This window comes from Providencia sp. Me31A, assembly GCF_050487165.1.
In the GTDB taxonomy this organism is placed as follows: Bacteria; Pseudomonadota; Gammaproteobacteria; order Enterobacterales; family Enterobacteriaceae; genus Providencia.
The window spans coordinates 124,982-138,370 of record NZ_JBKQGZ010000007.1 but is presented as its reverse complement, the minus strand read 5'-3'; the positions used below and the strand labels follow the sequence as shown (position 1 = coordinate 138,370).

Sequence of the window (13,389 nt, the reverse complement as noted above, 5' to 3'; positions counted from 1 at the left end):
ATGTTCATTTTCATATCGATATTCCAAATTAGTAAGATTAATTCACAAGCACTTCCTATCTGGGTATTTCACAATCATCAAATTAATATGATTTTAGGAATACTTGAATGCCCTCTTCTTCATTACCACTTAGACCAAAACTAACACATGCTTTCGTCTTTTTTACCACTATATGGTCCACTATCGTTTTTCCTGTTCATGCCAATTTACTAAATAGCCATCAACTACCCACGTTAGGTATCAATGAAAATTTATTTGAACAACCTAATAATAATGAACAATTGATCGCGGAACATAGCAAAACAGCTGCCGATTTTATTACTCAGAAAAACAATGGCAAAGATTTGGCAGCTCTAACACAAGATTATGCACTCAATAGATTGGTCAATACGACCTCCAAAGAGGTCGAAAATTGGCTATCTCAAGCGGGTAATGCACGCGTTCGTATTGATATGAATAAAAAATTATCAATTAAAGGTTCAGAATTTGATTGGTTAATTCCTTGGTACAATAGTACCGACCTCTTATTTTTCACCCAGCATAGTATTCATCAAACAGATAATCGCTTACAAACTAATAATGGTGTTGGGATACGTCATTTTGGCAAATCAAGCATGATAGGATTCAATACATTTTTTGATCATGACATATCAAATTACCACTCACGTTTAGGCATTGGTGCAGAGTACTGGAAAGATAATATAAAATTAAGTGCGAATAACTACTTTGGTATTAGCTCATGGCGTAGCTCGCCAGAATTTAATCATGATTATAATGCTCGCCCAGCCAAAGGTTGGGATGTTAAAGCAGAAGGGTGGCTAGGCTCATACCCTGCGCTTGGTGGTAACATTCAGTTTGAACAATATTTTGGTCACAGTGTCGCTTTATTTGCAAAAAATAAACAACAAACAAACCCTATTGCAGCCACTATCGGTGTTAATTGGACACCTATCCCACTATTATCTTTTAATGTGGATCACAAACTTGGCAATAACGACCTACAAGAGACTAACGTTAAAGCGCAAATTAACCTAACGTTCAATAAAAGTTTAGCTGAACACTTAGATGCCACAAAAGTTGCCAGTATGCGCAATTTAACGGGTAGATATTACGACTTTGTCGAGAGGAATAATAACATTATTCTTGAGTATCAAAAGAAAACGCTTATTTCTTTATCTTTACCCAAAAAGATCTTAGGGAAAGCAGGGCAAGAAATTTCACTCGTTAACTCCGTAACCAGCCAATATCCATTAAAAGAGATTGTTTGGTATGCTCCCGAATTACTTGTCGCTGGTGGTATTATTCGTTCACAAAAACAAAATGCTACCGTTATATTGCCATCATATAAAACAGCATCAAGTCAACAAGAGCAAGCAAATACTAACCGTTATTATCTCACGGCTATCGCCTATGATAATAAAGGAAATCCATCCTCTAAAGAACAAACTATTATTGAAGTAACGCGCTCAGACACTGTAATTATTAAGCCAAATGACATTCAGCAACACGGGCAAGGATTTGCTAATGGTACCGATGTCAATATGGTAAAAATTATTGCCAGAGATGCTAATAATAATATCGTCCCTAATGCGAAAGTCACTTTTTTTCTACCTGTGGGGTTCAACCTAGTCAAAAATAAAAGTTCTGCTATTTCACCTTCATTCTCTAAAGAGAAGCAGCCAATTAAGAAGAAAATGCAAGCGATGAAATTAACTCAGCCGTATGAATATCATACAACCACGAATACTCAAGGAGAAGCGCAAGTATTATTTACAGCTGATGTTACGGGAACTCATGACATTATCGCTGTTGTTGACCACGGCGAGCCAATAAAAATACCTGTATCACTAAGTGCTAGTATTATAGATAGACAAATCAACTCGCTAATGTTAATCAAAAATAATGCTATTGCTGATGGTAAGTCAGCTAACCGAGTGAAAGTTCAAGTTACCGATAACTATCGTAATCCTATTGCAGGAGCAATAGTCAACTTTTCAGCAACAAACGCAAATATTATTGCTACTGGTATCACTAATGATAAAGGCTTTATAGAAGTTCCTTTAACAAGTACCACAGTAGGGATTAGTCAAGTTAGCGCAGAGATAAATAATAGCACACAAACAATTGAAGTTAATTTTGTCAGTGGTGATTTAGCTAATGTCCTTATTACTTCTCTATCACCTGTTATGGAAGGAGAAAGTGCTGTTATTCACCTCAAATTAACCGATGAAAAAAATAATCCAATAACGGGTATTAGTGGAATGAAAAAAGCCATTATTGGGGGCATAGCAACGGATATTTCTATTACGGAAGTAACCACGGGTAATGGTGAGTACACAGCGAGTCTGCCAGCACAAAAAATAGGCGAACATACGATACAGGTTATTATTAACGGTATAAGTTCTGCAGTAAGTACGCTAAAAGTAACAGCCGCTAACCCTGTTATTGCAGCACAACCTGATGGTAGTGGAACACAAGGTTCAACAGGTGTTATTGAAACCATATCTATTAAGACTAGCGCGACTCGTAATATAAAACCAGGAGACCTGTTTACGGTAACGATGATAGCCAAAGATGCAAGTCATCGAGGAATAACTCAACTCGATATTAATAAAATCAAGCTAGGGCAGCATCAATATTTAAATTGGATAGATAATAATGATGGCACTTATACAATCACCCTACCAATAATAAAAACTGGAAAGCATGATTTAACAGTCTCTATCGGTCAACATTTTAGTCCCCCATTATTCGTAACAGTTGACCATCTTTCTGGAGCTAACAATGTGGCAACTATCAACATAACTAATCCAGCCCACTCTATTGATGCGGGAACACAAAGCCCTATTTTTATTTCATTGGAAGATAAATTTGGAAACTTGGTCACTGATGTTAATTCTAGTGAACTCAAAACGATAATAGATAATCAAGAAACAGTAAAAATAAAATTAACAGAAAACCCACAAATTAAAGGTGAATATATATTAACATTACCACCATTAAACGCTGGCAGGTCAACAATCGTCATCACCACAGCCAATGTATCATCCACTCCATTAACGATAAAAATAGCGCCTCAGGTACTTAATGTCTCACAAACGAATGGAGAAGGAATATCTGGGGGATTAGGGGCTGTTGCTGATATTGAACTCATTGACTTAACTCGGCCCCCTGTTGTTTCTGGTAGTTTGATGACATTTCTTGTGACATTCAAAGACTCTTTCGGCAATTCTCTTATTGGGATAAACATTGATAATATACTGACCCATAATCAAAAAGAAATAAAATATATTAGCAACAAAGACGGTAGTTATACTTTAGTCGTTAATGTCGGTGAACCAGGAGTTCGTCCATTCATATTTAATGCGAATGGGATAAAAAAATTTCTCGATATTAATGTAATAAAGTCTAACAATACACTCCAATTTTCTAATATAGAAATTCTTACTGTTGGAAATAACCAGCCAATTGCCGCAGGTACCCAAAGTAGCATCTCCGTTAAATTAACGAATGCCAATAAAGCCCCCATTTTAGGGGTTAAAAAAATCACTGCAATTCTTGATGGCCAAAAATATAATCTCGTTATAACTGAGTTGCCAAATAAACCGGGAGAATACACAAGTTCGCTCCCAGCACTAAAAAGTGGATACTATGACCTTATCGTTTCGGCGGGTAATGCACGCTCACAAGTACGACAAATTAATATCGCTCCAACCATTATTAGTGTCAGCCAAGGAGATAATGTTGGTATAACCCCACAAATCGGTAATATGACAATCAAGCCAAGTACCAAAAACGACCTATATTCAGGTGATACTTTACAAATAATTATTAACGTTGAAGATATATTTGGTAACCACTTAGCAGGCTTAACAGAAAACCAAATCCACTTAGACACAATGAAAATTGTCAAATTACAAGATAATCATGACGGTACTTATACAGCTAATTTACTTTTAACAACTGTCGGTTATCAGAAAATTATTGGTTCCATAAGTGGGATTTCTAGTAATCCTATCTCAATTACAGTTAAAAAACTTTCTGGGCCTAAACATGTCGCTAAAATCGACTTTCCACCATCGAGTGTTCCCGCCTATTCTGGTCTACCCGTTTCATTCATTATTAGTTTGAAAGATAAATCCGGAAATCCTGTAATCTATGTTAGAGATAGTGATATTAAAATTAAAGTCGATGGTATAAAGGAATCTATTATCAGAATTTCGGAAAACCCTCAACTAAACGGAAAGTATCTGATTACTATTCCGGTACAAAAAGCAGGTGAACGAATTATCGAAGCTTCTATTAATAATTCCACAGCCGCAATACTAGAACAAACACAAAAATTCTTTATACCATCTTCAAATCCATAGAATTATTTAATATATCTATTTAATTTAGATACCCCCTCTCTATTAAGTTAGGGGGTATCTATAGCTAAGCCCCCATTATGGGGGACTTTCTATTTTTGAAGGTTATTTAAAAAATGCTCTGTCGTTTGTACAGCTCCCCATTTATTACGCTGGGCTTCATTATGACTAGCAGAACTAAAGTTCATTTCATGTTCAATGCGTTGCTGTGCGAGTATTTGAATTAAATGTTCAACTGTTGAATCTATATTTTGTTTTGATAACGATTCATAATCCTTTAAATGCCTTACTTGTGTCACATTACTCGTTGATGCAGTATGATTATTATGCCGTATAGTTACACTGCGCCCTGTTTGTGACTGATAGGTTGTTTCTGCTAATTTTGAGGAAATTTCTTTATAGCTAACCTCGTCAGTATTAAAATCAATTAGCACGACATTGTTACGTCCTGATAAGTCAGATATCGTAACATCGCCTTTTCCATGACCACTAACAAGATACAGGTCATCCCCCCTATCCCCTGCAAGTTCATCCTTACCATCTAAAGATATCAGCACATCCTGCCCCATATTTTGCGCCAATAAAATATCATCTCCTCGACCACCATAAAGCACATTTTCACCATGAGAAGTAATTAATTTATCATTACCCAGCCCACCTTTGATGATCCTTCCATGTGCGGATAGGTCAACAATGTAATCGTCCCCAGCCAAACCATCAATTAACCAGTGTTTCCTCGGACTTTCCTTGAAAAGAGTAATAGCATCATCACCTATCGTTTGTGTTAACGACTTGTTTACCCCATTGAGTAAATCGTATATCGCATCAACTGGTCTCCATATCTCCATAATACCGTTGGCCTTTGACAAGGACAGTTGATGAGCTAAGTAGCTAACTAACGGCTCCATTCCGTTATGCATCATACTTTGATATTTATCGTTAAGCTTATCATAATAATGAACTTGATAATCTTCTAAGCCAGTTCGTGACTGTTTAACTCGTACAATTTTACCAATAGGGGATAAATAAGTAAGATAGTCTATGTCGTTGATATTTTCTTCAATAGCCTGGGATTTAAAACCAATTAGGTGTAGATGATTTTTTCCTATCACATCATCTATATAAACTACTCCGGCCTGATGACCATCAATGACATAATGGTCATCCCCTTTACCACCAACTAGCGTATCGTTACCTTGACTTGATAATAATAAGTCATCACCATCACCAGCAAACAAATAATTCGTCCCAACACCACCATATAGTACATTATGGCCACTTTCTGATTTCAGAGTATCATTTCCCTCTCCACCACTAAGCACATAACCATGCAGACTTTTATTAATGATAACGTCATCCCCACCAAGCCCCATAATGATATCAGCATCAGAAATATAGCCAGTAGGCAGCAATAACACATCATCATTTTCTGTAGAGGCAGCTAGAGGGTTAATAGGAATAATTTGATTTTCTATTGCACTAAGATCAACAGTAAACAAGTTACTGTATTTATCTTGCAATAAAATATTATTTTTTATATTGTCAGTGACGTGCTCAAATCGAATCGCTAATTGAGTCTCCCCAAAATTGTTTTTAAGCACTAAGCGCTTTCCTTCCATTTTCAGAGCGTACCCATTCACTGTTGGAAGTGATAAAAATACTTTATCTTTCTCACAAAGTCCTTTCATCATTTGAGAGAAATCAAATACAATATCTCCTTGTTGGTGACCTATTTGTGTTACTTGATAAGTATCGATACCCGGAGTCACTAAAATATGGTTACCTGATTTAACATGACTCAATACATTATTTGAATCACTGCCTTTATATATTAGGTTTTCAGCTAACCCAATAGGAATAAATTCCCCCCATTGTGGTCTTTTATATTGACGAGCATTATCAATCAATATTGTCTGCTTCTGTTCATCAAATGCAACTTTTTTATTTTCATTTGATACCAATTCATCAAATGCTTGATGATAACTAATGTTAAAAATTTTATCTCGTACAAGATCTGGCACATGAGAGTCTTGAGGAGTAAGTATCAGGTCTAAGATGAAACCATCTTTAGTTTTAATTTGATAATTATGATGGGGAACTCGTCCTTGTGATGTAAAGTTATAAACATTATTAAGTTGTAGTTTTATTTGGCTTTTGATATTTAAAAAAGCTTTCCCCCCAACCGTTTCCGATGGCAACGTAAAGTGTATATATAAATGTTCTCCATCCACATACACCTCATTTATTTCATTAAATGTATACTCCAAATTCACTATACTTGCAGTTTTTGTATATTCCTCAATCACGATATCTGCAATGTAGGTTTTCTGCCCCTGACTATAGGCGGGGTTTAGTTGCTGTTTGTTCTTAAACTCTCTACTTTTGTTATCATAGTATCGCTTTGTTTCATATAAATCACTCACCTGCTGATGCCACGTAAAACGCCGAATATGATATCTATCATTTCCTTCACCACCACTGGCAAGCCCTTGTGTTAAAATGAGTTTGTCGTCCCCACTGAACCCCATAAGTATATCTTTACCAATACCGCCATCGAGTATATTGTCATTATAATCACCACGAATAATGTCATTACTATTTCCTCGCACGACTGTATTTTCTATTCCCTGTAAATGTGCGACGGCAATCGATGAATGAGTACCTACTTTTTGATATTCAACGCGATTCTGCATTAAATCAATATAAGCTCTATACGAAACCGGAAGGTTATCAATGATTAATGTATCCAGACCATCTTGCCCATCTAAATATTTTGTCGGCGATTTAGCGCCATTACTTAGTAGTGATGATAATTCTCCATCCTTTAAATAAAATAGATCGTTTTTATCTCCTCCCGCAAAATATTTTTCACCTGATAAAATTTGAAATGCGTTACGTTGATTTTTTTTCCCAATAATGATGTCATTTCCGTTTGAACTATTAAAACTTGTTCCTTGGCTATCTTTATTATCCAAATATAATGATATACGTGATTTATCATCAACAATACATTCACTATGTTGTCTAACATCACCTTTGAATACTAACTGTCCCACAGGGCCAAACTCCGTTTTTCTAGTATAGAAATTCAATTGCTCAGCCCCAGATTCTGCTAATTGCTGCTGTGTAGATGATGAAGGTATTTTTGTATTACGAAAATGCTTTTGTTTAAATTTATCTAATAACGAGTGCTGATATTCGGGATTAAATTGGTAAAACTCGTGAGTAGTTACGCTTCCTGTTCGTTCAAGATCAGTTGTTTCTTTTAGCTTTCTTTTAAAGGTTTGTTCGACAGCTTTATCGGTAAGTCGCCTCGCGACTCCATAGGGGTTGATATAATAATTGGATAATAGTCTTTCACTATCTTCATAGCTAAGGGATATCGCCCCTGCTTGTATGTATTTATTATGATACATTCCCATAGCACTACGAGTCCGGACAAAATTACCACCAAAATAATTCCCAGCTTGATCCACCAAATAATATTTAGGAACGTGCCGATAAATTGGTTTTTCTATTATGCTTAGGTGGTTATCAAACCCCGCTTGTAAAATAAATTGCTCAAAATACGCTAAATCATTTTCCCAATCCGCTTGTTTAAATGCGTCTATATAACGCTTAATTAGTATTTCTTGCTGTGTTCTTAGGGTCGGTTCTAACCCTAAAGCGCCGCGAATGCCTTCTTCAAGCTCTCGGCCTGCTGAAATATCAATTTCTTCTTTAATATTCTCGACAGCTCTAATACCATTATAAACCCAGCCCCCAATAATTAAGACTCCACCAATAACTAACCCAGCTACGGGTATTGTTGAAGAGCTCGCTAGTATTCCTACAACAGTCATCCCATTTACGGCAAAACTGGTAAGTGAAAAAGCCGCATTAACAATCAAATCTTGCCGTTGTTTCACGTCTGTCACACTTTCTAATTTGACTAAACTTTCATAAGCTTGATATGCATCGATCCCCATGCCCGCTAAATTAAAAACAATAACCGTCCCAGCGGCAAGGCGTGCCCGTGCTATTGATGTTGCTCCACGAGCATTAATGATATTGGTTAAGATCGGCTGAACGACCATATCACCGTAATTAAAAAATGCTGATGCACAGCTTAGGTATAACTGTTTTTCTAACTCTTGACGGTCACTCTTTGTAATATCTGGGTTATCTAAACGATTAAGAATAGTATAAACACCAATAACAGACTGAATACCACCTGTTGCCCCCATTACTTGCCCAAAGCGATTGGCTAAACGTTGGTAACGAGGAATAGTCGTACCAATTTGGCGCAGTTTTTGGATAGTTGGTGGTGCTAATTTATTATTTTCAATACCTTTAGCAAGGCATTGAAGTTGTTTTTTTAATACTGCACTTTGCTGAAAATCACTCTTACCATCAATCAAATACGATACTTCCGTTTGTTGCCTTTGACGCTCAACAAGTAGGTTAGCTAAAGCCATATCAGCGTCACTCCCTTCCATTAAGGTAAGGTGAGTCATTAATTTGTCGGGATCAAAACGAACATGACGTTGCCATCCTTCTACAGCTATATCTTTTGAGGAGATTTGATGCCCTTTTATTGTGCATCCTAAATTCTTTAGCATCATCAAGGAAAGTCGGTTATCCCCAAAATATGCCCACTGATTTTTTGTAATAGTAAAATCAGTATGTTCTAACAATCGCTGACGCTGTTGCAAACGTAGAGACTGTAATTCGACAACGTTAGGATTATCCAGAGTCACTTGATAAATATTAAAACGTATATCTCCTGTTGGTTCCTTTTTGAACCCAGCATATTGCCATCTTGTTGTTTTTTGCCCTTCCGCTAATTGAATTGGCTCGTTAAAATAGTCATGAATGACTTTACTAAATTGCGTTTTTGCACGAGATAAATTTTTATGTTTTACGGAAAGTAAGATCCCATTTGGATCAAATAAATTAAACTCATATTGACCATTACGTTGAGTAAAATTCACAGTATATGTTGCATTTGAGCCATTCAATTGGATGATTTTTCTATCTTGACTATCAATTCCTTTTAAGAAACCCGCAAGTGATTGGTCTAATAGAACAATTCCATCTGATAAGACTAAAGAAGGGATATTCCTAGTATATTCTTGTAATTGTTTTTGAAGAATAAATTCGCCCTCTGTTTTAGTACTCTGCTTATATTCAAGCTGAGCTTGACGTTCAAATAAGCGAGTCGCTTCCTCTTGTCCTGATAAATGGAACTCTAAACCATAAGCAAGTCCCAATTGCTTGTCACTTTGTTGAGAAAATCCATTTTTCCTGATTATGCCATGATCTATCAAGCCAAGTTGGCCTTCAGACAAGTGATTTATTGATTGATTAATCCGTTGATTATATTGTTGTGCTCGTTCTATTTGATAATGTTGAAAATCACGAAATGCTTTACTAAATGACATGGATTTAAATGGAGCATTGTCAGCTGTGAAATTATGTTCTGCTAATTCACTAAACGCCTTTAGTTGATTGCAGAGTAATATATATTGATTATTATCTGTAAGTGTCGCGAGAATTTCGCGGCGGTCAAAACCATTGATTGACGGAAATAACAATTGAAGTCGCTGGATAGAATTCTCACTAAGATAATTGATAATTGCTGGGTTTTGCTTAATCGCTGAAATAAGTACTAATATATCTACCGCATCTTTATGCAGATTATTCTGCTGCTCAATACTGGCAACTAAATGCGGTGAGAGCTGTGTTTCCCCTCGATTAAGAGCCTGATTATACGCTATGCTTACCAACGGGTCATTGAGAGCTATTTTGAATTTTTGTAAGTCAAATTTACCTTCTACATCCATAAAATCAGCGGCTAAATAGGGGTGTTCTGCTAATTTTAACTTGGTAATATCGGCCTGATTTAAAGCAGCATTCTCAAGCAGAGCCTGAATCTTTTGTGCTCTAGTGATAGACAAGTACCCCTTAGCGGCTTCCCCTTGTTTTGTTGCTAGAAGCGTAGATGTTGCTTCCCGAGTCAATTTAGATGAAACTGTCGTTTCAATACCTTGTTGCCTTAGTGAATTTTCGAGTTCACCAATAAAACGTTGATGTTCCGCAACTTCAGTAGCCGCTTCTGGACTCAATGAGTGATATAAGATATTTTCTGGAGCTAAAAATGAATATTCGTTTTTTATTTCAACTAATCCTGCGATTAAATTCGCATTGGAAGCGTGCTGCGTACCTGAATCCCCCAATAAAACCCAATTAACCGGTCTTCGGTCTTCAATCATAGAAAGAATAGAAGGCTCCCCATACTCAATCATCCATTTTTTAGAGTTTATATCCATTTGAATAATGATAGTGTCATCAGGTTGCGTTCCCGCAAATTTTTCTGCTAACTTACTTCCTGTAATGTCATCAAATAAACGAATAATAACTTTCACCGATGCGTGATCAGTTTTTGGAACTAAGCTGCTATATTTTCGTATCTGCTCACTATCGACCATTTTCCATAATGGCGTTTCATTGATACCTTTTTCGAGTATTTGTATCGATAGGTCATAATAGAAGCTATCAGGAAATTGCCCGACATATTTTTTAGATTCAGCAACAAATAATTTATATGCTTCTGCGTTATAAGATACTTTTCGTAATAAATCTAAATCTAATTGATTAGTATTCGGATCTCTAAATATCCCCATAACGTCAGATTTATTATTATGTGTTAGTTGGTCAAATGACAGCTCACCACGACGTAATTCGTTAATAAAAAATAGAGGAAGAGGCTGATTATTGACCTGTATTTGCTTTGTTTTAGGGTCATACTGATAAGTATATTTAAAACCTTTGGTCGGAAATGCATCACTATCTTCAATTTCAGTGGCGAAAGGCATAATGAGTTTATTACCTGTTTCCGAGACTTTGATTGGGCGATTATAGGCAACAACTGGCATTGTCATATTATTTTCGCCTAATGCTGCTACCATTGTTATAGCAAAATTCTCATTAACGCCTCCACGGCTTAAGTCACACCCCACCATGACTAATTTATTGGGGTTATGACCTTTAAATAATTTCTGTTTTAAATACAACATCCCCTCAGCAAACTGTTTTCCCGTTTTATTTCCATATAGTGTAGATTGGTTTTTTCCTTCATAATCTCCATGACCAATAGTGATCCAACGTGTTTTACCAACTAATGCATTAGCAAGCTCACCATTTAAAACCATATATTGCTGGCTTGCTAAGTCGTATTGAATGACCATTGAATTATCAGGGTGTTTAGAGAAAGCATTCGCGGCAGAGTCAGTAGTTGCCACATCACCAGCCAATTGAATAATGACATTGTAATCATACTCGGGAGGTAGGTTCGTTTTTTCTTTTTGCGTATGCAGCAAGTAAGTTGCCTTATATTGATTTATCGCGTTATACCATAACTGAAGTGAATCTGTTTTACTCGAATGCTCCCCTGCAAGTGTCGAAGAATAATTTTTTTTACCTTTTTTCAAATAAATATTATTGAAGCCACTATTTTTTTGATTTGTTAATTCTTTATTTACCTGTTTTGATTTTTTATTTCCATCTAATCTTAGCTCCGCCATAAAATCATCTGATATTTTGACTAAACTTTTTTTTTGTGCAACGGAGCCTAATCCTTCAATAAAGCTTTCCGATAATTTTCTTTTAGGATCAAAAAATTGACTACCATCCCCAATACTCCATTTTTTATTTAATGGTGCTCGATAGCCTTGGTTAATTAATAGTTGTTGGAAGTTAGATAACTCCTCAACATCATTAATAATAATAGAACCTTGTGCATTCATTGGAAAATAGCTATCAATCGATTGTTCTGTGCCCCTGAGTTTATTTTTACCTTTCAAATTTTCTGGCAAGAAAAATGTAATGGGGAAACTTTCACTTAATATACTGGTTGGATTAGCATCTTCAGCACCATGGTGCACTAATTCAAAACCTTGTTCTCGTCCTAATTGATGATTAATTTTATCTTTTATCTGCTTTAATTTTTTATTGATTAGTTTATTATCAGGCCCTTCATAACGGTTATATTCCACTTCATTATCATAAAATATTTTTTCCTTCGGTGTTAATTCATCATAATTAACACTCCACTTCCACTCTTCCCATGTTGGCATTTCACTGACTTTTACATAATGTTCCAGTTCTGAAAACGGGTAAATAATGCTGAATAAATCATAATCCGCAGTCAAGGGTTTACCTGTTTTCGGGTCACCTAATACCTGAAAGGGAACCTTTTTATCACCATCTTGAAAGTACAATTTCCACAAGCTGCTTGGTGTGTTGTCATTTTTCTTCAACCAGAATACTTGCTTTTGTCCATCTATGGTGACAATTGTTGGATAAAAACCGTTACTATCAACAGGTCCTAATGAAGAAATAGCGCCAAACTTTAGTAATTCTTCGATCCGTTGCATACTAATTTCGAGCTGAATAGAAACAGCATACCCCTTAAAAAGGGAATCTTGTACATAATGATTATATTTATCAAATTGCTTTCTCCCCGATGTTTTTGCGAATTGTTGTAAAACAGGAATAAAACCACTATGCGGCCCCCAGTCAGAGCTTTTACCTTTAACATTGGCATTTTTACTACTATATTGCCCTGACTCAATTAAACTCATTGATTTGGTATCTACAGGGCGAATACCAATAATGATATTTTCTTCATTAGCAATATTTGCCAATGCTTTCTGATGAATAACTGGAATACCTATAGCAACGGGTTGTTCTGTGCCTGTCAATGGCTTCAAATGCAAATTAACACTTATATAATCCGATGGATTAACCATAATTTCTTTACTACTTTCTAAAGTTGAACTAGCAACATCCTTATTTTCGTTCATATATTAACCTTAAAATAAAAATATAATTTAATTATGTAATTTTAAAAAATATGGGCGTAACAATTAGTTGATACATAATAAAAATAACAATAAATACAAATCAATAAAACTTAATAATATATATTTAGTACAGAGTTTCATTCATTACATTTGATGATTAAATCACTGTTAGCATA

The 13,389-nt window shown here is 35.7% G+C and carries 2 protein-coding genes; one reads left to right on the top strand and one right to left on the bottom strand.

The features are described from left to right. Window positions 1-107: 107 nt before the first annotated feature. Window positions 108-4,370 carry an inverse autotransporter beta domain-containing protein gene (locus ACLPIE_RS07490; RefSeq protein WP_430260897.1) on the top strand — a complete coding sequence of 1,421 codons (4,263 nt, stop codon included), beginning with the start codon at window positions 108-110 and terminating at the stop codon, window positions 4,368-4,370. 89 nt (window positions 4,371-4,459) lie between these two features. Here ACLPIE_RS07490 and ACLPIE_RS07485 read toward each other — a convergent pair whose 3' ends face one another. Then, the gene (locus ACLPIE_RS07485; RefSeq protein WP_430260896.1) at window positions 4,460-13,213 is read right to left on the bottom strand and encodes an anthrax toxin-like adenylyl cyclase domain-containing protein; all 8,754 of its coding nucleotides are present in this window, start codon (window positions 13,211-13,213) and stop codon (window positions 4,460-4,462) included. Window positions 13,214-13,389: the final 176 nt, after the last annotated feature.